23 protein-coding genes are annotated in these 20,653 nt (G+C 70.4%); 5 read left to right on the top strand and 18 right to left on the bottom strand.

The window, feature by feature from the left end; translation table 11 throughout:
• Window positions 1-215: 215 nt before the first annotated feature.
• On the top strand, window positions 216-1,598 hold the full coding sequence (locus Q9R33_RS03685; protein WP_311292910.1) for an alpha/beta fold hydrolase: 1,383 nt from the start codon (window positions 216-218) through the stop codon (window positions 1,596-1,598).
• Between the two features lie 17 nt (window positions 1,599-1,615).
• Here the strand turns inward: Q9R33_RS03685 and Q9R33_RS03680 are convergent, their stop codons facing one another.
• Genes Q9R33_RS03680 through Q9R33_RS03645 form a run of 8 tightly spaced genes read right to left on the bottom strand, consistent with a single transcriptional unit; the run spans window position 1,616 to window position 8,742 of the window.
• On the bottom strand, window positions 1,616-2,110 hold the full coding sequence (locus Q9R33_RS03680) for a GNAT family N-acetyltransferase (RefSeq protein WP_311292909.1): 495 nt from the start codon (window positions 2,108-2,110) through the stop codon (window positions 1,616-1,618).
• A 41-nt stretch (window positions 2,111-2,151) separates the two neighbouring features.
• Entirely contained in the window at window positions 2,152-3,792 is a 1,641-nt protein-coding gene (locus tag Q9R33_RS03675) for a CDP-alcohol phosphatidyltransferase (protein ID WP_311292908.1), read from the bottom strand.
• Window positions 3,789-4,538: a dihydrofolate reductase family protein gene (locus Q9R33_RS03670; protein WP_311292907.1), complete on the bottom strand. Its 750-nt coding sequence runs from the start codon at window positions 4,536-4,538 to the stop codon at window positions 3,789-3,791. Before Q9R33_RS03670 ends, Q9R33_RS03675 begins: the two co-directional genes overlap by 4 nt.
• The gene (locus Q9R33_RS03665) at window positions 4,535-5,488 is read right to left on the bottom strand and encodes a lysylphosphatidylglycerol synthase transmembrane domain-containing protein (RefSeq protein WP_311292906.1); all 954 of its coding nucleotides are present in this window, start codon (window positions 5,486-5,488) and stop codon (window positions 4,535-4,537) included. Before Q9R33_RS03665 ends, Q9R33_RS03670 begins: the two co-directional genes overlap by 4 nt.
• Window positions 5,476-6,312, bottom strand: coding sequence for an SAM-dependent methyltransferase (locus tag Q9R33_RS03660; RefSeq protein WP_311292905.1), 837 nt, complete (start codon window positions 6,310-6,312; stop codon window positions 5,476-5,478). Before Q9R33_RS03660 ends, Q9R33_RS03665 begins: the two co-directional genes overlap by 13 nt.
• Window positions 6,309-7,322 carry a glycosyltransferase family 4 protein gene (locus Q9R33_RS03655; RefSeq protein WP_311292904.1) on the bottom strand — a complete coding sequence of 338 codons (1,014 nt, stop codon included), beginning with the start codon at window positions 7,320-7,322 and terminating at the stop codon, window positions 6,309-6,311. Before Q9R33_RS03655 ends, Q9R33_RS03660 begins: the two co-directional genes overlap by 4 nt.
• Window positions 7,319-7,714 (bottom strand): 6-carboxytetrahydropterin synthase, encoded by a 396-nt coding sequence (locus Q9R33_RS03650; RefSeq protein WP_311292903.1) that lies wholly within the window; start codon window positions 7,712-7,714, stop codon window positions 7,319-7,321. The genes Q9R33_RS03655 and Q9R33_RS03650 overlap by 4 nt, the downstream gene beginning before the upstream one ends.
• Entirely contained in the window at window positions 7,711-8,742 is a 1,032-nt protein-coding gene (locus Q9R33_RS03645) for a zinc-binding alcohol dehydrogenase (protein ID WP_311292902.1), read from the bottom strand. The genes Q9R33_RS03650 and Q9R33_RS03645 overlap by 4 nt, the downstream gene beginning before the upstream one ends.
• Window positions 8,743-8,762: 20 nt before the next feature.
• Between Q9R33_RS03645 and Q9R33_RS03640 the strand changes: the two genes are divergently transcribed.
• Window positions 8,763-9,512, top strand: a complete 750-nt coding sequence (locus tag Q9R33_RS03640; protein WP_311292901.1) for a CDP-alcohol phosphatidyltransferase family protein — start codon at window positions 8,763-8,765, stop codon at window positions 9,510-9,512.
• Window positions 9,513-9,516: 4 nt separating this feature from the next.
• Complete coding sequence (locus tag Q9R33_RS03635; protein ID WP_056369020.1) at window positions 9,517-9,939, top strand: hypothetical protein; 423 nt, start codon at window positions 9,517-9,519, stop codon at window positions 9,937-9,939.
• 78 nt (window positions 9,940-10,017) lie between these two features.
• On the opposite strand, the gene Q9R33_RS03630 is transcribed toward Q9R33_RS03635, so the two are convergent.
• The 5 genes from Q9R33_RS03630 to Q9R33_RS03610 form a co-directional block, all read right to left on the bottom strand.
• Window positions 10,018-11,388, bottom strand: a complete 1,371-nt coding sequence (locus Q9R33_RS03630) for an MFS transporter (RefSeq protein WP_311292900.1) — start codon at window positions 11,386-11,388, stop codon at window positions 10,018-10,020.
• A gap of 168 nt (window positions 11,389-11,556) precedes the next feature.
• Window positions 11,557-11,784 carry a hypothetical protein gene (locus Q9R33_RS03625; RefSeq protein WP_056369015.1) on the bottom strand — a complete coding sequence of 76 codons (228 nt, stop codon included), beginning with the start codon at window positions 11,782-11,784 and terminating at the stop codon, window positions 11,557-11,559.
• A gap of 82 nt (window positions 11,785-11,866) precedes the next feature.
• Window positions 11,867-12,073, bottom strand: a complete 207-nt coding sequence (locus Q9R33_RS03620) for a hypothetical protein (protein WP_311292899.1) — start codon at window positions 12,071-12,073, stop codon at window positions 11,867-11,869.
• A 60-nt stretch (window positions 12,074-12,133) separates the two neighbouring features.
• Window positions 12,134-12,964: a zinc-ribbon domain-containing protein gene (locus Q9R33_RS03615; protein ID WP_311292898.1), complete on the bottom strand. Its 831-nt coding sequence runs from the start codon at window positions 12,962-12,964 to the stop codon at window positions 12,134-12,136.
• Window positions 12,965-12,973: 9 nt separating this feature from the next.
• The gene (locus Q9R33_RS03610; RefSeq protein WP_162239859.1) at window positions 12,974-13,498 is read right to left on the bottom strand and encodes an SRPBCC domain-containing protein; all 525 of its coding nucleotides are present in this window, start codon (window positions 13,496-13,498) and stop codon (window positions 12,974-12,976) included.
• 107 nt (window positions 13,499-13,605) lie between these two features.
• On the opposite strand from Q9R33_RS03610, the gene Q9R33_RS03605 reads away from it, so the two are divergent.
• Window positions 13,606-14,082 carry a helix-turn-helix domain-containing protein gene (locus Q9R33_RS03605; protein ID WP_311292897.1) on the top strand — a complete coding sequence of 159 codons (477 nt, stop codon included), beginning with the start codon at window positions 13,606-13,608 and terminating at the stop codon, window positions 14,080-14,082.
• A 13-nt stretch (window positions 14,083-14,095) separates the two neighbouring features.
• Here the strand turns inward: Q9R33_RS03605 and Q9R33_RS03600 are convergent, their stop codons facing one another.
• Genes Q9R33_RS03600 through ppk2 form a run of 3 tightly spaced genes read right to left on the bottom strand, consistent with a single transcriptional unit; the run spans window position 14,096 to window position 16,526 of the window.
• The gene (locus Q9R33_RS03600) at window positions 14,096-14,713 is read right to left on the bottom strand and encodes a DUF1349 domain-containing protein (protein WP_311292896.1); all 618 of its coding nucleotides are present in this window, start codon (window positions 14,711-14,713) and stop codon (window positions 14,096-14,098) included.
• Between the two features lie 48 nt (window positions 14,714-14,761).
• A complete protein-coding gene (locus tag Q9R33_RS03595) occupies window positions 14,762-15,718 on the bottom strand; it encodes a diacylglycerol kinase family protein (protein ID WP_311292895.1) in 957 nt (318 codons plus the stop codon).
• A 1-nt stretch (window position 15,719) separates the two neighbouring features.
• Window positions 15,720-16,526, bottom strand: a complete 807-nt coding sequence (ppk2, locus tag Q9R33_RS03590; protein WP_311293250.1) for a polyphosphate kinase 2 — start codon at window positions 16,524-16,526, stop codon at window positions 15,720-15,722.
• Between the two features lie 153 nt (window positions 16,527-16,679).
• Between ppk2 and Q9R33_RS03585 the strand changes: the two genes are divergently transcribed.
• Window positions 16,680-17,342, top strand: a complete 663-nt coding sequence (locus Q9R33_RS03585) for a phosphatase PAP2 family protein (protein ID WP_056369004.1) — start codon at window positions 16,680-16,682, stop codon at window positions 17,340-17,342.
• A 186-nt stretch (window positions 17,343-17,528) separates the two neighbouring features.
• Here the strand turns inward: Q9R33_RS03585 and Q9R33_RS03580 are convergent, their stop codons facing one another.
• Window positions 17,529-17,711, bottom strand: a complete 183-nt coding sequence (locus Q9R33_RS03580; RefSeq protein WP_310245072.1) for a hypothetical protein — start codon at window positions 17,709-17,711, stop codon at window positions 17,529-17,531.
• Between the two features lie 172 nt (window positions 17,712-17,883).
• On the bottom strand, window positions 17,884-20,565 hold the full coding sequence (locus Q9R33_RS03575; protein ID WP_311292894.1) for a TIM barrel protein: 2,682 nt from the start codon (window positions 20,563-20,565) through the stop codon (window positions 17,884-17,886).
• Between the last annotated feature and the right edge of the window lie 88 nt (window positions 20,566-20,653).

Below are 20,653 nucleotides of genomic sequence, written 5' to 3'. Positions count from 1 at the left end.
TGGTCATGTGCCGCGTGGTCGTGCCCGGAGTGGTCATGGCGGCGATGCGGATCGGTCACGGTGTTCTCCTCGTCGAAGTACGTCTCCGTTATACCCCCTAGGGGTATCAAGTTCAATCGCCCTCGCGATCGTGCTATTCCCCGTCGCGCCGGATCGTGGCGGATGTCGGCCGAGCGCGCGACACTGACATCACCCCGGAGTCGCGAGGAGCACGAATGGACATCATCCTGGTCGCCGGCCTGTGGATGGGCGGGTGGGCGTGGTACGAGGTGGCGCCGGCCCTCGAGCGCGAAGGGCACCGGCCCGTGCCGCTCACCCTCCCCGGCATGGGATCGGCCGATGCCGACCGCTCGGCGATCACCCTCGCCGACCACGTCGCGGCGGTCGTGGCCGCCATCGACGAGGCGCCCGGCGAGCGGGTCGTCCTGGTCGGACACTCCGCGGGCGCGGGCATCGTGTACGCCGCGGCCGACGCACGGCCCGACCGTGTCGCGCGGCTCATCCTCATCGGAGGCTTCCCGACGGCCGACGGCGATCCGCTGCTCGACGGGTTCGCGACGGAGGGCGGCGAGCTCCCGCTGCCGCCGTGGAGCGAGTTCGACGACGCCGATCTGCGCGATCTCGGCGACGGCGGCAGGACGGCGTTCAGGACGTACGCGATCCCCTCGCCCGCCGGCGTCGTCACCGGCATCCAGCGCCTCGGCGACGACCGCCGCCTCGACATCCCCGTCACGGCGATCGCGACCGACTACACGGTCGCCGACCTGCAGAGCTGGATCGACGCGGGTGCACCGCCGGTGAAGGAGTTCGCCCGCCTGCGCGACGTGACCTACGTCGACCTGCCGACGGGGCACTGGCCGCAGCTGACGCGTCCGCACCAGCTGGCCCGCATCATCCTCGCGCAGCCGCCGCTCGGCGACGGCACCATCGCCCCGGAGGTCGAGACGATCAGCCCGGTCGCCTTCCACGCGTCCGAAGGCGTGGCGGACTGGAGAGTCCTGTACTGGGGCGCGCACGCCTTCTTCCGCGCCGAGTCGCTCTCCCACGGCGCACGGCTCGTGGCGGAGGTCGCCGCCATCGCCGAGGGCCTCGACCACTATCCCGACGTCGATCTCCGGCCCGAGGGTGTCTTCGTCAAGACCTTCAGCCGCCGCGACGGGGCGCTGAGCCGGACGGATGCCGACCTCGCGGCATCCGTATCACGCGCCGCCCGCGAGCTGGGCCTCGAGGCCGATCCGTCGGTGCTCACCGTCGTCGGCATCGCCGTGGCCCAGGGGCCCGATAGCCACGTCCGGCCGTTCTGGAGCGCCGCGCTCGGCTATGACCCGCTCGGCGGCGAGGACGCGATCGACCCCCTGCGCCGGAACCCGCACGTGTGGTTCCATCCGCTCGATCCGCCCAAGCCGGGTCGCGGGCGCACGCATATCGACATCTCCGTGCCGCGCGACCAGGTCCAGGCACGCGTCGCGGCGGCGCTGGCCGCGGGCGGGCGGATGGCCGACGACTCCCACGCGCCGGAATGGTGGACCCTCACGTCGCCCGACAACCACGGCGTCGACATCGCCGCCTGGACCGACGACTCGGACTTCTCGGGCTGAACTCCTCGGACCGCAGGTCACCTCAGCATGCGCACGTCGATGATCGACGGCACCATCGGGTCGGTCTGCTCGGCGCCGTCGAAGTCGAACCCGTTGCGCCGGTAGAAGGCGATGGCGCGGGGGTTCTCCTTCGCCACCCACAGCACTGCGGGACCCTCGTCGAGCACCGCGTCGAGCAGCGCCTGCCCTGCTCCTCCGCCGTGATCCGCGGCCGCGACGTAGAGCATGTAGAGCTGGCGCTCGCAGGGCGGCGGCGCCCCGTCGAACTCCAGGCCCGGTCCCGAGGTCGCGAAGCCGATGATCCGCCCCTCGCTCTCGGCGACGCAGACGCGCCATTCGTCGCGAGGGTTGCCGAGGATGCGGGTCCACATGCTCTGTCGCCCATGCACGAACTCGTCGTCGAAGAATCCGGCGGGCAGGAGATGGGTGTACGTCTCTCGCCACGTCGCCACGTGGAGCGCGGCGATCTCGGCTGCGTCGCGCGGCACGGGCACGCGCAGGGTGAACGTCATGCCGTCATCCTGCCAGCGGGCGGGGCACGCGGACAGAGGCGTCACCCCGCTGCGCCGTATGCCGCGAAGAAGCGGTCGCGGAAGGCGTCCATGCGCCATACCGGCGACGCGTCCGACGGGCGCAGCCCGGCAGTCCAGTTCCAGTCGGTGATCGCGTCGAAGACCGCCGGGTCCTTCGCGATGATGCTGATCGGCACGTCACGACTGGCACCCTCGCCGCTCACGACCGCGGCCGGCTGGTGGTCGCCGAGCATGACCACGACCAGGTTCGGATCGTCGACGTTCTCGAAGAAGGACAGCATCGACCCGAGCGTGTACTCGACCGATCTCCCGTAGTAGCGCTGGATCGTCTTCGGGTCCTTCCAGACCTCGCTCGCCTGCTGACTCCGCGCGGGCTGGTCGTCGTAGACCGATCCGTCTCCCACCTCGTCCCACGGCACGAGCTCAGGAAGCGGCGCCCACGGCGTATGGGACGACACCAGATCGAGCTCCGCCATGACGGGCAGGTCCGAAGGCGCGAGCACCTGGTCGGCGAAGTGCTTGAGCGTGTACTGGTCGGGGATGCGCGCGTACCCGAACGAAGGGCCGCGGTAGCCGACGTTCGTCGCGTCGAGCAGCGTGTCGTAGTGGTAGAACGACGTCCCGACGTCCCACGGATGCCGGTTCGACGGGACGTCGCTCACCGTGCGCCAGCTCGCACGGCCGAACGCCGCGCTCAGCGTGAGCCGATCGGTCCGCACCACCAGGTCGTACACCGCCTGGGAGTCGACCCACACCCCCGTCTGCAGCGTCGAGTGCGCCAGCCAGCTCACCCCGCCGTACGTGGGCGAGGTCAGCCAGGCGCTCCGCGTCGCGTACCCGTCGGCCCGGAGCGTCTCCTCGCCACGGCGCAGGATGTCGTTCACCCCGTCCGCGATGCCGTCGCCCTCGAGCGCGACGCGCCCGTAGCTCTCCACGAACACGAACAGCACGTCCTTGCCCTGCAGTGCCGTCAGCAGGTCCGGTGCCGGCACTGCCGCGAACGGATCGTCGGCGACGTCGCGGGCGACCTGCGCCCTGGTCTCGAGCGCCGACACGGCGCGCGACACCGCAGAGCCGACGGATGAGGCGGATGCCGCGGCCGCGACCGGGTCCTGGATCCGCAGGGGCGGCGCCGCGGCCGCCATCACGATCCAGGCCACGGTGACGGTGGCGAGCACGGTGCGCCCGCGATCGCCTCGACGTCGCAGCGCGGCGTCGACGCGGAGGGCAGCCCAGCCCGCGGCGATCCCCACGGCGACGATCAGGGCGACGGCCGCGGTGAACACCGCGCTCGCCGGCCCCGGCCCGATCGCCGAGGCGACGACGCCGTAGGCGTCGCCCAGCTGCAGCCAGTCGAGCGGAACGAAATGGATGCCGAGGGCCGCCTCGTAGCCGCGATCGATGCTCGCGAGGAGGACGGCGACGGCCACGAACACCCCGAAGGCCGTCGCGACGGCGCGGCGCAGCATCCGCCACGGAATCAGCGCCAGCACGAGCAGCACCACGATCGATTCGACCGGGATGCGGACGAGGTCGACGACCGACCCCGTCGCGAGGGCACCCGGGATGAGGGGAAGCACGACCAGGACGGCGATCGCGCCGCCGAGCGCGAGCCGTCTGCGCCAGACCGGGGCGACCTGCGGGCCGGACATCGTGCTCACGGGCGTTCGACGGCGATGCGTCCGGCTCCCGTCGGCTGCGGATGAGGGTCGAGCATGCCGAAGCGGTCGGACAGCGCGTAGCGCAGCAGGACGACGTCGCCGATCTGGCGCGTGTCGGCCAGGTGCGCCCGACGCGATGCCGTCCAGGGATAGGCGGCGGGTCCGACCACCCGCGGGGCTCCGGTCTCGCCGACGAAGAACGGTGCGACCACCAGGTGCAGCTCATCGACGAGGTCCGCACCGAGGAACTGGGTCAGCACCGTGCCGCCGCCCTCGACCATGAGGCTGCGCACGCCGTGGTGGGCGGCGAGGTCGTCGAGCAGAGCGTCCATCGTGACGCACTCGTCGCCGATCCCCACCACGACCGCACGATGGCCGAGCCGGGCGGAGAGCTCCGCCGCGCGCTCGCGCGGGCAGTAGACGATGCGGGGCCCCTCGCCCGTCGTGAAGAACGCGGCGTCGGCCGACAGGTCGCCGCTCGCGGTGACCGTCACCTTCGCCGGGGACTCCTGACGCCCCGCAGCCCGCCGCCGCGCGCGGCGCGCGGCATCCCGCACCAGCAGGCGGGGGTTGTCACGTCGCACGGTCGATGCGCCGACCATGATCGCGTCGTGAAGAGCGCGCACGTCGTCGACGCGGTCGAGATCGGCGGCGTTCGACATCGCGAGCCGGTGCGGCTCGGCACTGTCGAGATATCCGTCGATCGACATCGCGCAGCTGAGGGTGACGTACGGGCGCTCGCTCATGCGGATCTCCTCTTCCCGATGATGCTCCTCGCGGGCACCGATCGGAAGCGGTCGGCGACCAGCGCGAGCGCGCCCGGCAGGACGGCGACCACGGTCAGCACGCCGAACGCGGTCGAGACGGCGACGCCGGCGCCGGCGCCGAGTCCCGCGAGCGCGAACGCCGAGGCGGCGACCGCCTCGCGCGGCCCCCAGCCGCCGACGTTGACGGGGATCGCGGCCGCGCCGAGCACGATCAGCGCCACGACGGCGAGCTCGTCCGCACCGGCGTGCACCCCTGCCGCGATCCCCGCGACCACGAAGGTGGTCGCGTGCGCCGCGATGACGACGACCGATGCGGCCGCGATCGCGAACAGCGCGGCCGGCCGTGTCAGCACGGGGCGCAGCATCCGGCACTCCCTCCGCAGAGCGGCGCGACCGCGCCGGGTCGCGGCGACCACTCCCACGAAGACGATCGCGAGCACGACGATGGCACCGCTGATCCACGCGAGCGGTGCCAGCGGCGACGCCAGCCCCAGCGGCAGGAGGATCGCGAGCGTGAGCACCACCTGGACGAGCTGGCCCGCGACCCGCTCGGCCGCGACGGCCCGGGCGGCGAGGTCGACGCGCTCGTGGTGCCGTCCGTGGACGTAGGCGCGGTGGACGTCACCCACGACTCCCCCGGGCAGGACGGTGTTCAGGAACTGGGACCGGTAGTACGACGCGAAGGCCTCGCTCCACGGGAGCGGCAGCCCGAAGCCCGCCGAGACGATCCGCCAGCGCCACGCGGCGGCCGCCGTGGCGACGGCGGCGAGCGCCACCGCGACGAGGATCGTGGGCGGCGAGATCGACGCCAGCCCGTGCAGGAACGGTCCGACGCCGACGACGGCGATCGTGCCGGCGACGACGGCCAGCGCCACCGCGATCCGGAGCAACGACCGCACGCGCGGGGGGATCCTGCTCAGCGCGGCCATGCCAGCAGATCCTCGTGGAAGACCGTCACGCGCAGCCGCCCGTCCGCGGCCAGCGCAAGCCGGCGCTCGCGATACGCGCCGGCTTCGGACGCGAGCTCGGGACGCTGCTCGACCGCGGCGCCGATCCAGCCGTCCAGCCACTCGCCGATGAGCGCCGTGTCGCGATGCGCGAGGCGCCACGGGGTCACCGCCGTGCGCACGTTCCAGCCGGCGTCGGCGAAGAGGGCGGCGACCGCGGCCACCGCGTCGGGTCCCAGCATCCGTCGCCCCGACACATCCCGACGCTGGTGGTCGTTGAAGGCGGACTCGAAGGCGCGCTCGACCTCGTCGGGCCGCTCGGCGGGACGAAGCCTGGCCGAGCCTGTCACGGAGAGACTGAACAGCGCCGGAGTACCCGCGGCGACGCAGGCGGAGACGACGTGGGCGGCCTCGGCCTCGGTGAGCACATCGAGGAGAGCGGATGCCGTCACCGCCGCCGCACCGTGAAAGGCGTCGATCGGCAGCGAGGCCAGATGCTCGACGACCACGTCCGCGGCGATGGGGCGGCCCGCCTCGTCGACGACGGTGCTCAGGTCGAGATGCTCGACGATGTCGGCGTCGCCGTCGCGGAGCACCCACCGCTGAGGCCCCGGCAGTCGCGGAGCGAGCCACCGCGTCATCGAGCCGGTCCCCGCGCCGAGGTCGTGCAGCACGACCGGCGCCGACGGGGAGCCGGGCACGATCAGCCGCGCCAGATCGCGGGCGAGGTCGACCGAGCGCGCGTCGTCGTCGGCGGGCGCGCGCAGTGCGAGCCACCCGGCCGTCGCCGTCGAGATCGTGGTCATGCCGCCTCCAATGCCGCGGCCACGCGGCTCACGGTGTCGCGCCATGTCGGCAGGGTCGCGCGCGCGGCGAGCGCCTCGCGGCGCAGGCGTGCCCGCAAGGAGGCGTCCGAGAGCCACGCGTCCAGCGCCTCGGCGAGGGCGGCCGGGTCGCCGGCTCGGACGAGCAGTCCTCCCCCGCCGGCGAGCGCATCGGGGATGCCACCGGTTTCGGCGGCGAGCACGGGGATCCCCCGTGCCCGCGCGTCGGCGATCGCCATCCCGGAGCTTTCGACGCGGGACGGGGCGATCAGCAGTGCGCAGTGCCGGTACTCGTGGGCGAGGGCAGGGCCGTCGAGCACGCCGGCGAGCCGCACTCTGCCGGCGAGGGCGGCTGCCTGTCGCGCGATCCTCGCCGCGAACTCCGGGAAGACCTCGGTCGAGCCGACGATCGTGCAGGTCCAGTCGTCGGCGGCCACCCGCGCGAGCGCGGCCAGCAAGGTGTCCTGCCCCTTGTGCGGGGCGATCACGCCGATGCACAGCAGCTCGCCCTCGGCGGCCGGCGGCGACGGCTCTGCCGGGCGGGCTCCCGGGACGGCGACCACCGTGCGATCCGGGTTCGCCAGCCCACGTCGGGCGAGTTCGTCCGCCGTCCAGTCGCTCGTGACGATCACGTCGTGCGCAGACGCGAAGGCCCGCCGTTCGGCGTCGATCGCGGCATCCGTGGCGTCCGCGAAGGCCGCCGTCACCATGTGGGCGAGCACCGTCAGTCGCAGCCGCCCCGCCGCCTCCTCCACGGCTGCCGGCGCCCAACCCGCCACGAGTCCGTCGACCAGCACCCGCGACCCGTCGGGCGCGTCACGGAGGACGGATGCTGCGCCCCTCGCGTCCGCCGCTTCGCACACGTCCACGTCCCAGCCGCGGTGGCGGAGACCGTCTCGGATGTGCCGGTCGTACACGTTGCCGCCGCTTACGCGCCGGGGGTCGTCGACCCCGGCGGGTACGACGAAGCGGAGGGACGGAGCATCCGTCACAGCGCCACCTCGTAGGAGGCCCACGCGACGTGCGATTCGTGCAGCGTCACGGCGATCCCGCTCGGCTTCGCCTCGCCGACGTCACCGTCCTTCACTCGTGCGGCCAGCCGATCGCCGATGATCTGGCACAGCCGCTCGGTCGTGGTGTTCATCCCCTGCAGGTCGGGCTCGTCGTCGAGGTTGCGGTAGGTCAGCGCGCCCACGATGTCGCGGAGCACCTCGCTCGCGCGGCCGATGTCGACGACGACGCCGTGCGCGTCGAGCCCGTCGGCACGGAACGTCGCGTCGACGAGGAACGTCGCGCCGTGCAGCTGCTGCGCGGGGCCGAAGACGTCGCCGCGCAGGCTGTGCGCGATCATGATGTGGTCGCGGACGGTGACGCTGAAGCTCATTCGGCAGTCCAATCGATCGTGTGGCACAGTTCGCCGGCGGTGCCGTCGGCGAGCGCGGCGGTGACCTCGGGCAGCTGCCGCCACGTCGAGGCGCCCGCCAGAAGCTCGTCGAACGCAGGATCCTCCAGGAGTCGCAGCGCCAGCGCAAGACGGTTGCGCGTCGTGCGGGAACCTCTCCGGCGCGCGGCGACCTCACCGACCTGACTCGGCCGGAGGGCGATGCGGCGGGAATGGAAGTCCGCACCGAGCTCCAGCGAGACCGGGCGGCTGCCGTACCAGCTGGCGACGATCACCTCGCCGTCGGTGGGCGCGAGGCCGAGCGCCAGCTGCAGCCCGGCGCCGGCGCCGCTGGCCTCGATCACGACGTCGGCGGGTGCGATCTCCTCCGTCGCGAGCGCGAAGCCGACGCCGAGCGCCTCGGCGGTCGCCGCACGCGCCGGGTCGACATCGACGAGGGTGACCTCGGAACCCGGGATGCCGCGCGCCACGCGCGCGATCGCGCACCCGATCATGCCCGCGCCGACGACGATCACCCGGTCGCCGACGAGGGGGGCGGCATCCCACAGCACATTGACCGCGGTCTCGACCGCGCCGGCGAGCACCGCCCGGCGCGGCGGGACGGCGTCCGGCACCGCATGGAGCGCCTCCGCGGGAACGACGAAGTGCGACTGGTGCGGGAACAGCGAGAACACGGTGCGGCCTCGAAGTGCGGCGGGCCCGTGCTCGACCGTTCCCACGTTGAGGTACCCGTACTTCACCGGGAAGGGGAAGTCCCCCTCCTGGAAGGGGGCACGCATGCGCTCGCGCTCCGACGCGGGCACCTCGCCCCGGGCGACGAGGGCTTCCGTGCCGCGACTGACGCCGGTGAAGAGAGTGCGCACCGAAGCCTCGCCGTCGGAGACGCCGGGCAGCGGTTCGCGGCGGAACTCGCCCTGCCCGGCGCCGACCGTCCACCAGGCGGTCGCGGCATCCGGAATCTCGCGGTGAACCTCAGCGGGTCCCTGTGTCGTGTTCCCCGTGACCGCCATGAGGAGTACACGGAGCGCGCATGGGAAAAGTTCAGTGGGTGCCCTGGTGGTGGGTCGCGGCCGGAATCGCCGGCCTGGCGGCGATCGGGACGACGGTGCGGCTGCCCGCGGCGGCGTGGTCCGCAGGCGTCGGATACCTCATCGTGTCGACGGCGCTCCTGATGAGGGGCATCCGCCGGGGTGGGGTCGAGCACTTCGGCCCGGCCAACGCGGTCACCGCGACGCGGTCCATGCTCGTGGGACTCGTGACCGCCCTGGTGGCGGCCTCCTTCGCGAGCGCGGTGCCGACGGCTCTGCTCGTCGCGCTCGTCGCCGTGGCGCTCGCCCTCGACGGCGTCGACGGCTACGTGGCGCGCCGCACCCGCAGCGAGAGCGAACTGGGTGCGCGCTTCGACATGGAGGTCGACGCGTTCCTGCTGCTGGTGCTGTGCGCGTACGACGTGCGATACGTCGGCTGGTGGGTGCTCACGATCGGCCTGCTCAGGTACGCGTTCGTGGTGGCGGGGTTCGTGCTGCCGTGGATGAACCACACGCTGCCACCGCGATACTGGCGAAAGGTCGTCACGGCCGCCTGCGGCGTTGCTCTCGCCCTCGTCGCGTCACAGCTGCTGCCGCCGGCGCTGAACGTCCTCGTCGCGGTCGCGGCGCTGCTGCTGATCGTCGAGTCCTTCGGACGCGATGTGATCTGGCTCGTGCGTGTGAACCTTGCCGGCGCCCCGCTCGTTTCCCTTGAGAAGGCGTCGACCTCGCCTCCGGAAGAGAGCAGGTAGGACCATGACCGAATCCAGCGGGCGGGCGCTCTGGACCATGCGCATCCTCAGCGCGATCGCCCTTCTCGCTACGGGCGGCATCCATCTCTATCTCGCTCTGAACGGCGTCGGAGGCGTGCTGGGGGTGATGTTCGTCCTGAATGCCGTGGCCGGGCTCGTCCTGGCGGCGGGGATGCTGCTCCTGCGCGGTCGGCTCCTGCAGCTCGTGACCGTGCTGAGCCTGCTGTTCCTCATCGCCACGCTCGGGGCGCTCATCCTCGCCCTCACCGTGGGCCTGTTCGGCATCCACCAGACCTGGGACTTCACGCTCGTGCCCCAGACCGTGATCATCGAGTCGATCGGCATCGTGGTGCTCGGGATCACGACCGCGATGGTGCTGCGCCCGCAGACCGTGCCGGGCATGCGCCGCAGCCCGCAGGGCGCGTAGGGACCCACGCCTCGCCACACTGTCGGCGGAAACGGCGGACCGCCCCGCCACAGCGTGGCGAGGCGGTCCGGGTGGGAGTCACGCGCCGACCGACTCCTTCTCGGCGGCGAGCTTCTCCTCGTCGAGACGGTCGATCTCGTGCAGCGACGATCCCTTCGTCTCGCGCATCGAGATGACCGCGATGAGCGTGATCGCGGCGGCGATCGCGAGATAGACGGCGACCGGGACGTATGAGCCGGTGCTGGCCAGGAGTGCGGTCGCGATGATCGGCGCCAGCGAGCCGGCGACGATCGACGTCACCTGGTAGCCCAGCGAGACGCCGGAGTACCGCATGCGCGTCGGGAACATCTCCGACATGATCGCGGGCTGCGGCGCGTACATGAAGGCGTGGATGAACAGGCCGAGGCAGATCGCGGCGACGATGATCACCGGGTTGCGCGTGTCGAACATCGGGAAGGCGACGAAGCCCCAGGCCGCCGCGCCGAGCGTGCCGATGAGGTACACGGGCTTGCGGCCGATCCTGTCGGTCAGCCCGCCGATGAGCGGGATGACGATCATGTGCACGATGTGCGCGATGACCAGGAGACCGAGGATCTCGGCTGTGTCGACCTTGAGCGCCACCGCCAGGTAGGTGATCGAGAAGGTCACGACGAGGTAGTACATGATGTTCTCCGCGAAGCGGAGGCCCATCGCCGTGAGCACACCGCGCGGGTAGCGCTTGACCACCTCGAGCACACCGAAGCGCAGCGCCTTGGACTGCTCGACCTCCTTCTGGACCTCGAGGAAGATCGGAGCGTCGGTGACCCGCGTGCGGACGTAGTAGCCGATCGCCACGATCACGACCGACAGCCAGAAGCCGATGCGCCAGCCCCACGCGAGGAACTGCTCCTCGGTCAGCGTGCGGCTGAGCACGAGCAGGACGACGGTCGCGACCAGGTTTCCGATCGGCACGGCGGCCTGCGGCCACGATGCCCAGAAACCGCGCGTCTTGTTCGGCGAGTGCTCCGCGACCAGCAGCACCGCTCCACCCCACTCGCCGCCGACGGCGAAGCCCTGCGCGAAGCGCAGCGCCACCAGGAGCGCGGGCGCCCAGTAGCCGATCATGTCGAACGTGGGGAGGCATCCCATCAGGAAGGTCGCCACGCCGACGAGGATGATCGCGAACTGCAGCAGTTTCTTGCGCCCGTACTTGTCGCCGAAATGCCCGAACACGATGCCGCCGAGCGGCCGGGCGATGAAGCCGACCGCGTAGGTGACGAACGCCGCGATGATGGGGGCGTACGGGTCGTCCGACGGCGGGAACATGATCTTGTTGAAGACGAGCGTCGCGGCCGTGGCGTAGAGGAAGAACTCGTACCACTCGACGACGGTGCCCGCCATCGAGGCCGTGACGACCCGCCGCAGGCTCGACTGCTTCATCGAGGCCGGGGGTGTCTGGGGTGATGCCATGCGCTGGTACCTCCTTGTAGAGCGCGGTAGCGGCTCGGGGGGAACCGCCCTGCGGGACGTTACCTGACGCACGATTCAGGTTTCAAGGGGGTTGACTCAGGCTGAGGAGTGAAGTTCGCCGGATCTTCTCGCTTTCGGCAGCCTGACGCGTTGCGGGATGTCTTTAGCTCACTCCCACGCGGCGACGAGCATCCAGTGACCGTCGACCTCTTCGACGTCCATCACGCGCGTGCGGTGGTCGACGTCGCTGCGCGCGGTGAACCGCCAGCTCTGGAAGAGCCGGCCGCCGTCGCTGCGGGTCGGGGTGTCGATGATCCGCCACCGCTCATGGTCGACGACGAGTCGCACCGGCCGCTCGTGCTCGCACCAGACCTGAACATCCTCACGTGCCACCATCCGCATGATGCTCCTCCTTCATCGAATCTATGTTCGATTCTAGGACGCGAGAAGCTCCGGTGCAACAGTGGATGCGTTCGGGCTACGCGCTGCGGCTGCCGGCCTCGGCCCCAGCCTCCACCGCGGCGAGATGGATCGCGGCGACGCCGTCGCGCAGCGCGCCGACGGGCACCTCGACGGTCTCGTACTGGGACGTGAACCCGTTCTCGTCGACCACCGACACGGTCACCAGAACGTGGCCCCGGCGCGGCAGACGCGATGCGGTGCGGGCGAGTCTCTTCGTCTTCATGTCCCCTCCGCCCACCACCGTAACGACGACCTCCGACACGCGCGCGACGCACGCGCGGACTCACTTCAGGTAGGCATCGACGAAGAGCGCACCGCGGATGCCGCGCAGCGCGTCGAGGAGGGTCTCTCGGCTGCGCGTGGTCCACGCCGACATCACGATGTCGTGCGGACCGAGCGGCTCCAGCTTGCCGGTGCGCACGCGGACCATCTCCCACCCCGCGGCCCGCACGGCCCGGTCCTTGCGCCGGTCGGCCTCCTCACGCTTGCCGACGTGCTCCAGGCCGTGCTTGCCGACGGTGTCGTACTCGAGCGCGATCCGGAGCTCCGGCAGGAGGATGTCGGGCCACACCTCGAGGTGATCGAAGAAGGGCCGCGGCGTCCGGATCGCGGTGAAGCCCGGCGTGACGTCCAGCATCGCGAAGACATCCGCACGCATCCGCGCCTCGACCGCCGAGGCCGGCTTCGGCGCGCACACGCTCACGAACGGCTCCCCCACCGGAAGCTCCGGTGTCTTGGCGCACAGCGTGCGCGAGGACTTGCGACGCGGTGCACGTTCCGCGCCGGGCGCCCGGGCGACGACGCGCGGCGGGCTGGCCAGCACGGAGCACTCCGGGCACCAGGCCGACCGGCGCCTCTCGCGGCCGGGCCGGTCGCGCTGCTCCGACGGAGTCGCGGCGAACGTGTGCCCGGCCTCGCACTGCCACAGCAGCAGCACATCAGCGGCAGGCGGCACCTGGGTGAGGGTGATGCCCGCGTTCAGATCGGGGTGGTACTGCCGGATGAGCGCGGGATACGCCGCCCACTGCGTCCGGTAGGTGCCCACCGGGTACGGCACGTCGACGCCCTTCGAGAACTGGCGTCTCGCCCACCACAGTTCCACCCGCTCCGGCATGGGCGCACTCTAAGCCGCACCCCCGACACGCTCGCTGGCGGCCGCGACCTGCCTGTGCAGTTCATCGTGGTCTTCAGTGGTCAGCTCCTCGTCGCCGCCGAAGACATACGGCGCGCCTTCGCCCGTCTCGATGCGCGCCTTGAGGCTGCCGTTCACGAACATCCCCCACGCGTTGGTGCAGATGTCGTAGCAGTCGTCGTCGGCCGTGAGGCCGTCGTGGGTGAAGACGACGCGGGTGGCACCCTCGCCCTCGAGGATGTCGAAGCGGACGGTCGTGCCGTTCCACTCCTGCTTGTCGGCCACGAAGTCGAGGTGGCTGCCGGTGACCAGCCACGCCACGCGCCGGCCGGGCTCCAGCTCGGTGACCCGGAATCCGCTGTAGTGCAGGCCCGGGACCACGTAGACGAACTCGCCGCCCACCTCCGTGGTCGAACCGGTGGTCCGGCCCCACCAGCCCGAGACGTCGTTGATTGCGTCGAACGCGTCCTGCGCCGAGGCGTTCACGGTGATCGTCGTGGTGAAGCTCGCGGTCATGCTTCCTGCTCCTTTGCTCGCGATCCGATCGGATCGGATCGATGACTTGCGTGATGCAAGCGACCCTAGCGCTGCTGCTTGCATCATGCAAGTGATAGATTCGACGCATGCTCGGCAAGACGTACGACACACAGGTGTGCTCGATCGCACGCTCCCTCGAGATGGTGGGGGAACGCTGGAGCCTGCTCATCATCCGCGACGCCCTGTTCGCACGCGTGACGCGATTCGGCGACTTCCAGCACAATCTGGGCATCGCGACGAACGTCCTCACCTCGCGACTGGAGTCGTTCGTAGCCGCCGGCATCATGCAGCGGGACGGCGCCGCCGACTACGTGCTCACGCCGAAGGGCCGGGCGCTGGCCGTCTCCCTCATCGCCCTCACGGAGTGGGGCGACGAGTGGGCGTCGCCGATCGACCCGCCGATCCTCTACCGCCACTCGGTGTGCGACAGCGAGATCCACGCCACGGCGACGTGCGACGCGTGCGGCTCCGTGCCGGCGGAAGAGGTCGCGATCCGCATCGGGCCGGGCATGCCCGCGGAGTACCTGGCCGCGCGACGCGGCGGCACGCGCGCCAGCTCATAGGCGCAGCATCCGTCTACGATCCGTCGCGGAGATCCGGGACGAGGGTCGCGCGCAGATCGATCTGGTCGAACACCGCGGTGCAGGCGTCGCCGAGCGGCGCCTGCGCCATGAAGCCGACTCGGACGGGCGTGGCGCCGCCGGCGAGCGAGAACAGCCGGACGAAGTCCCATCGGACGCCGTCCGGAGAGGCGTGGAACGCCCACGCATCCCCGCCGACGGAGGCGATCCTCAGCCACACCGCGCGGTCCGTGACGACCGCGGAGTTCACGTCATCCGACAGGCCGCGCGTGACCACGCTGACCACCATCGCCTCGCCCTGCGGTGAGAACTCGAAGCAGAGCTTCGCCCAGTGATCGCTGTCGCGCCAGATCGTCAGCGCGCCGGCGTCGAACGTGGTGCGTTCGCCGACCACCTCGACGCGCGCCTGCACCGTGAACGGCGATGCCGGGGCGATGAAGGAGAGACTGGATGCCTTGTGCTGCGGCGGTGCGCCGGTCGCGTCGTTCGTCCAGTCGACGCCGGCGGCACAGGTCAGCTCAAGGGCACGGGTCTGTTCGTCGTACCGCGCCGCGGACGCGCCATGCGTCCATTCGAGCTCGGGCAGTCCTGCGATTCGGAACGTCGACGACATCGTGCCCTCTCTGGTGGTCAGCTGCGGGCCCTGCAGCGCCCATCGACCCTAGCGGGTATCGGCGATCAGCGATCGCACGCGGAGCGCGGACGGCTGGATCGTCACGGTGAATGCGCGAGTGTCGCCGACCTCCTCGCCGTCGATCTCGAACGCGTGCGCCTCAGGAAGTGTGACGGCGACCTTGCTGGCGCGGCCATGCTGGGTCGAGTCGGTGTTCGTCAGTTCGTCGGACGTCTGGACGAGTCGCTTCAGCCCGTTGTCCCACATCATCGTCTTCAGCGTGCCCAGCCACTGCACCACCCCTTCCGCGCTCAGCACGAGGTAGTCCAGCTCGCCGTCGGACGGGTCCGCATCGGGGACGAGCCGCATCCCGCCCTGGATCGTGCCGCAATTGGCGACCAGGAAGGTATGACCTTCCCGGTTCTGCGCCGCCGCATCATCCGTGGTGATCGTGAACGGGATGACGTCGCTGGCCGACCATGCCCGTCCGAGCGACTCGACGTACGCGAGCCATCCCGCTTTGTCCTTGAGGTCGTCGTCGGTCTCGGCGAGCATGTGGGCGTCCAGCCCGAAACCCACCATGACGACGAACGCGTGGCGCTCAGGGCCGCCCTCGCGCTCCACCTCGACCCAGCCCACGTCGAACGGTCGAGGTTCACCAGCCAGGGCGAGCTCGAATGCCGCCGGGACGTCGTTGATGGGGATGTCGAGGTTGCGCGCGAAGAGATTGCCGGTGCCGAGCGGGATGATCGCCATGTCGACGTCGGCGGATGTGCCCGCGAGATGCTCGGCGACTGCCCGGACGGTGCCATCACCACCGGCCACGATCAGCAGCTCCGCGCCCGCGGCAATGGCCGCCTCGGCAACACCCTGGCCGGGATCCTCCTCCGTCGTCTCCCACCACCGCACGTCCTCGATCGGGGTCTCTTCCATGGCTTGCGCGAGCCCCGCTTCGAGGGTCTCCTGGTCGATCTTGGACGGGTTCCAGACGATCGCCGCCCGCATCTCAGGCAGCCTTCTTCGACTTCGCGGCGCTGAGGTCAGCGGCGATGTCAGGGACATAGTTGAACTGCTCTGCGGGCGGACGCTCGTAGTCGCCGCCATCCGGCCGATCGGGGATCGACACCTCGTCCAGTTCGAGCCGCCCGCGGGGGATGGTGCTGAGCAGGTGGTTGATGACGTTCAGGCGAGCGCTCCTCTTGTCGTCGCTCTCGACGGTCCACCACGGCGACCCTTGGGTATCCGTCGCAGCGAACATAGCGTCCTTCGCGCGGGAATAGTCCTCCCAGCGAAGAATCGACTCGAGGTCTGTCGGCGACAGCTTCCATCGGCGCATCGGGTCACTGACCCGGGAGGCGAAGCGCGCCTGCTGTTCGTCGTCAGAGACGGAGAACCAGTATTTGATCAGGATGATTCCGTCTTCGATGAGCAGATTCTCCACGATCGGAGCCTGGCGCAGGAACTCCTGGTACTTGTCCTCTGTGCAGTAACCCATGACACGCTCGACTCCGGCCCTGTTGTACCAGGAGCGATCCATCAGCACGATCTCCCCCGCGGTGGGCAGGCGCTCGATGTAGCGCTGGAAGTACCACTGCCCGCGCTCCTTCTTGGACGGCTTCGGCAATGCGACCACGCGCGCGTGCCGCGGGTTCAGGTACTCCATCACACGTTTGATGGCGCCGCCCTTGCCCGCAGCGTCGCGACCCTCGAAGAGGACGAGGACGCGCTGCCCTGAGGAAGCCACCCACTGCTGCATCTCCACCAGCTCGGTCTGCAGCCGCTCCAGCTCCGCCTTGTACAGCCGCTTGTTCAGGCGCTTCACGGACGACTTCTTCGCGTTCTTCTTGCTCACGGCCGAAGCGTAGCCAGTCCGCCCTGTGCGGGGTAGAGGGTGGTTTCCCGGCGCGGAATGTGCCTACGCGGCTCGGGTCCCTCGTCACAACGGCGCCCCTGCCAGGATGGCGACATGCAGCCTCCTCACGAGCGGCCCGACATCTCGCGCCTCGTTCCGCTGATCGTCGGCGCAGCCGCCGCCATCGTCATGATCATCTTCCTGTGGCTGGTGACCTCGGTTCGCCGGGACCAGCCGTTTCCCGTGGACGTGTGGTGGCACGACATGATGGTGGCGAACCGGACCGATACCGGCCTCGTACTGGCGTGGATCCCCGCCCACGTCGGCGGGCCGGTGCTGGCGGCGGTCACCGGTGTGGTGGTTGTCGGCACACTCCTCGTGCTGCGCTGGTGGTGGGCCGCCCTCACCGTCACCGCGACGCTGGTGCTGTGCATCGGGATCGCCGCCCCTCTCGCCCGCGTCGTCGCGCGAATCAGGCCCGAAGACTCTCTCGCCGAGATCGTCCCCACGTCCTACCCCTCGGGGCACGTCGCGTTCGCCGCCGCCCTCGCGACGGTGATGGGACTGCTGTTCCGGCACTGGCTCTGGTGGACCCTCGGAGCGGTGTGGGTCCTCTGGATGGCGTGGAGTCGCACCTACCTCGCCGCGCATTGGCTGACCGACGTCATCGGCGGAATCTTCCTCGGGGTCGCCGTCGCCGTGCTGGCATGGGCCATCGTGGAAACAGTCCGCCGACGACGTGAGTCCCGCGCGGTCGACGCGGACGGCACAGTGTGAGGGACGAGTAGTCGACGGTCTCGATCGGCGTGTCGAGCTCAGGCGCCCTCTGCCCGGACCCGACCGAGGCCGACCCGATCGCGCAGGCGCTCGAAGCGGGCGACCTCGACATGCTGCGCCAGATGTTCGCGTAACGGCACCAGAGCCCGCCTCCCACGCCCGGCAGGGGGGCCGTGCGTCGTCGGCCTAGTCGGTCATGCCCGACCGCACCCAGTTCTGCACGCGCCAGATGATGTTGTACAGGTTCAGCGGCGCCTGATCGTAGGTGTCCCACCGCTGGCCGACGTGAGCCGTCCAGGCCGGGATGCGGCCGCAGCAGACGCGGTGCCCGAACAGGCGGAACAGGAGGTTGCAGAGCATGCCACGCATAGGGGTATCCCCTTCGTCGTCGCCGCCCCCGAATGGGGCTAGCGTTGGCAGCTCATGCCGACGAGCCTATGCCGCTTTCGGGCCGCCGTGAGTCCGTATCCTGCGTCTGTGCCCTGCCTGTCGGCACGGCCGTCGCGGCTGACTCCTGACCCATCCCGCCTCCCAAGGAAGTTCAGGCTGGCACGGTGGCTTGGTCCAGGTGCCGACGTGCGGCGGCGATCGCGAGCCGCGCGTGCTCCTTGGCGCCCACCTGCGCCACGAGCATCGCGCGAGGAATCTCGAGCGCGTAGGGGATGCCGACTGGCAGCGCATCGAGGATGCTGTGCGTGTCGATCCCGCCTTCGCCGGGGAAGAGTCGTTCGAAGCGAGCGGTGTGGATCAAGTCCGCCGTAGTCGTGGGGATCTCCGCCGGAGCGTCGCACACATGGGCGTAGTGGAACCACTCGGGCGGGAGCGCCCTGAGCTCCTCCACGCTCGATCTCGACCGGGCGAAATGGAGAAGGTCGATGAGCAGCCCGGCGTTCGGCTGGGCGGCGGCTCGGAGCACACGGACCGCCTCGGTGAGATTGGGCGTCTCCGTCCACGATGGGAACTCCAGATCGATCGTCAAGCCGAGGGGCGCGGCCAGTTGGCAGAGTTCCGCGAACCGATCCGTCTTGCGAGCGAAGTCGGAGTCCGGCAGCTGAGTGATGACGTGGCGCGCGCCGAGTTCGGCGCCGGCCTCGAGGAAACGCAGGTAGTCACGTGGACTGTCGCCGGATGTGAAGCGCGCCAGCTCGATGTCGAGGACCTCGATGCCGGTCGCCGCCAGATGCGTTCTCGTCGCCCGCATCAGCGCCGGATCATAGGCCAGCGGGTAGTGCGTCACCTTCGTCATGCGCAGGCCGACGTAGCGATACCCTGCTGCGGCGGCCGCGTCGACCAACTCCGGCGGCGACAGACTGAGAGCGGTCAGATGGGCGAGGGAGTAGTCGTGCCGGTCGTCGGAGGATCCCTCGGTCGGCGCGCCGGCCAGCATCCGCATGCGCTGGCGGCGATGCGCGGCCATGCGCAAGGGAACGCTCTGCGGGTCGCCGAAGCGCCGGTAGTCGTCGATGCGCTGCACGACCGCGAAGAACACCCGCGACCCCAGCATCTCCGTGAAGAAGTGCAGGAACTCGCCGTCCGCATCTCGGTCGTAGAGGATCGAGTGCTCCCGGAGCACCGAGAGGAAATCGGTCGACGGCGAGAGCCGGGCGTCCAGGTCGTCGTAGTAGTTGCCGGGGATGCGCAGGATGGGCGCCCCCCGCTCTCGCATCGCCCGGGCGGAGGCGACGATATCGTCGGTCGCGAAGGCGAGGAGCTGCGGGCTCGAGATGCCCGGGGCCCAATCGCCGCGTCGCAGCGGCGTCGTGCTCAGCGCGATGCGCACGCGTCCGTCGGGCTGACTCGCTGACCAGCTGCGGATCACGCCGAACGGGGCTGTGATCTCGGTCGACTCCTCTGGCACGAGCCCGAGCACGGCACGGAAGAAGAGCGCAGACTGATCGAAGTCGTCGATCGACTCTGTGATCGACACATGGTCGATCGTCGAGAGCAGCGATGCAGACGCGACGCCCTCGCCGGTCGGGAGGAAGTCTTCGAGCCACGGATGCTCCGATCCGTCGTCGCAGAAGAACAGCGCGGTGCCGCCCGGGGTGGCCACCGACGACAGGTCGGTTTCGCCGGGCCCGCGCGGACGCGCCAGGCGCGGTGCGAGCAGCCGTTGCGCACGTCGCATCGACGCGTCGGCATCGGAGCTCTCGACAGCGAGCGCACAGATGGATGCGGTGGCGGGAGCGATGGATCGCTCGGGAGCCATGTTTAGCAGGACGCGAGCGTCCCCCTGCTCCCACAACTGCACTGGCTTTGACCGATGCTCCCCTGTGTGAACGAAGCCGAGCGCCGTCAGCGCGCGTGAGACGAGGGGCGCCGAGACCTCGTCCGCGGCGAGCTCGGCGAACGCGAAGCCGGCCAGCGCAGGTGCGGGCGGCAGCCCGCCGGCCGGCGAGGAGTCGGCGATGCCGTCGACAGTTCGCGAATCCGGCGCCCGCCCGTCGAGGCTCTCGGCGAGGAGCCGCACCGACCGCATGGCGTCGATCGCCGCGTGCCGAGGGTCCTCCTGCTGGTAGACGTCGTTGAAGACCTCGAGCGCGAACAGCCCGGTGTAGCCCTTCGACACGATGCGGTCGACGAACCCCGCCACGTCGAGTGACCCCTGCCCCGGGAACATCCGGTGGTGAAGGCTCCAGTCCCGGGTGTCGAGATGCAGCTGAGGCGCGTCCGCGAGCTGCACGTGGAAGATCTTGTCGACATCGACGCCGGCGATCGCCTCCGGGTCGTGCGCGGCTGACAGCACATGGAAACTGTCGAGGCACAGGCCGAGGGCCGGGTGATCGATCTCCTCGACCAAGCGCCATGCGTGGCGATGGGTCGGGATGCGGCCCCACGGCACCGCTTCGAACGCCAGCCTCACGCCGCGCCGCGCCGCACGGTCGGCCAGGGCGCGCAGCTGGTGCGCGGCGAGGCCGTCGTCATCGACGCCGTCAGCGGTGCGCGCCGAGCAGCACACGAGCACCTGCGCACCCAGATCGGCCAGCACGTCGAACTTGCGCTCCGCGTGCCGCAGGCGCGCCTCGAACATCTCCGGCCGTACTGCCTCGACGTGAAGCGGCTGATACACACCCACGGCCAGGCCGAGCTCCGCAGCCTCTGCGGAGACCCGGCCTGGCGACCAGGGCGACATGACGAGGTCGTACTCGAGCAGCTCGACGCCGGCGAAGCCGGCGGCGGCGGCGGCGCGCAGCTTGTCCTCCAGGGTGCCGGACAGACACACCGTCGAGATGAGTAAGTTCCGCGTTCCGAATGCGACGTTCATCGGTGGACGACCTGACGTGGAGTGTTGTTTCGAGGCGACGACGCGG

Origin of the sequence: Microbacterium sp. PRC9, assembly GCF_031844125.1 — a bacterium.
In the GTDB taxonomy this organism is placed as follows: Bacteria; Actinomycetota; Actinomycetes; order Actinomycetales; family Microbacteriaceae; genus Microbacterium.
This window is presented reverse-complemented; position numbering and strand designations above follow the sequence as displayed.

Bases quoted from the DNA above. Each gene is read 5' to 3' on its own strand.
- Q9R33_RS03685 (WP_311292910.1), top strand. From the start codon at position 216: ATGGACATCATCCTGGTCGCCGGCCTGTGGATGGGCGGGTGGGCGTGG.
- Q9R33_RS03680 (WP_311292909.1), bottom strand. From the start codon at position 2,110: ATGACGTTCACCCTGCGCGTGCCCGTGCCGCGCGACGCAGCCGAGATC.
- Q9R33_RS03670 (WP_311292907.1), bottom strand. From the start codon at position 4,538: ATGAGCGAGCGCCCGTACGTCACCCTCAGCTGCGCGATGTCGATCGAC.
- Q9R33_RS03665 (WP_311292906.1), bottom strand. From the start codon at position 5,488: ATGGCCGCGCTGAGCAGGATCCCCCCGCGCGTGCGGTCGTTGCTCCGG.
- Q9R33_RS03660 (WP_311292905.1), bottom strand. From the start codon at position 6,312: ATGACCACGATCTCGACGGCGACGGCCGGGTGGCTCGCACTGCGCGCG.
- Q9R33_RS03650 (WP_311292903.1), bottom strand. From the start codon at position 7,714: ATGAGCTTCAGCGTCACCGTCCGCGACCACATCATGATCGCGCACAGC.
- Q9R33_RS03645 (WP_311292902.1), bottom strand. From the start codon at position 8,742: ATGGCGGTCACGGGGAACACGACACAGGGACCCGCTGAGGTTCACCGC.
- Q9R33_RS03640 (WP_311292901.1), top strand. From the start codon at position 8,763: ATGGGAAAAGTTCAGTGGGTGCCCTGGTGGTGGGTCGCGGCCGGAATC.
- Q9R33_RS03635 (WP_056369020.1), top strand. From the start codon at position 9,517: ATGACCGAATCCAGCGGGCGGGCGCTCTGGACCATGCGCATCCTCAGC.
- Q9R33_RS03630 (WP_311292900.1), bottom strand. From the start codon at position 11,388: ATGGCATCACCCCAGACACCCCCGGCCTCGATGAAGCAGTCGAGCCTG.
- Q9R33_RS03625 (WP_056369015.1), bottom strand. From the start codon at position 11,784: ATGGTGGCACGTGAGGATGTTCAGGTCTGGTGCGAGCACGAGCGGCCG.
- Q9R33_RS03620 (WP_311292899.1), bottom strand. From the start codon at position 12,073: ATGAAGACGAAGAGACTCGCCCGCACCGCATCGCGTCTGCCGCGCCGG.
- Q9R33_RS03615 (WP_311292898.1), bottom strand. From the start codon at position 12,964: ATGCCGGAGCGGGTGGAACTGTGGTGGGCGAGACGCCAGTTCTCGAAG.
- Q9R33_RS03610 (WP_162239859.1), bottom strand. From the start codon at position 13,498: ATGACCGCGAGCTTCACCACGACGATCACCGTGAACGCCTCGGCGCAG.
- Q9R33_RS03605 (WP_311292897.1), top strand. From the start codon at position 13,606: ATGCTCGGCAAGACGTACGACACACAGGTGTGCTCGATCGCACGCTCC.
- Q9R33_RS03600 (WP_311292896.1), bottom strand. From the start codon at position 14,713: ATGTCGTCGACGTTCCGAATCGCAGGACTGCCCGAGCTCGAATGGACG.
- Q9R33_RS03595 (WP_311292895.1), bottom strand. From the start codon at position 15,718: ATGCGGGCGGCGATCGTCTGGAACCCGTCCAAGATCGACCAGGAGACC.
- Q9R33_RS03585 (WP_056369004.1), top strand. From the start codon at position 16,680: ATGCAGCCTCCTCACGAGCGGCCCGACATCTCGCGCCTCGTTCCGCTG.
- Q9R33_RS03580 (WP_310245072.1), bottom strand. From the start codon at position 17,711: ATGCGTGGCATGCTCTGCAACCTCCTGTTCCGCCTGTTCGGGCACCGC.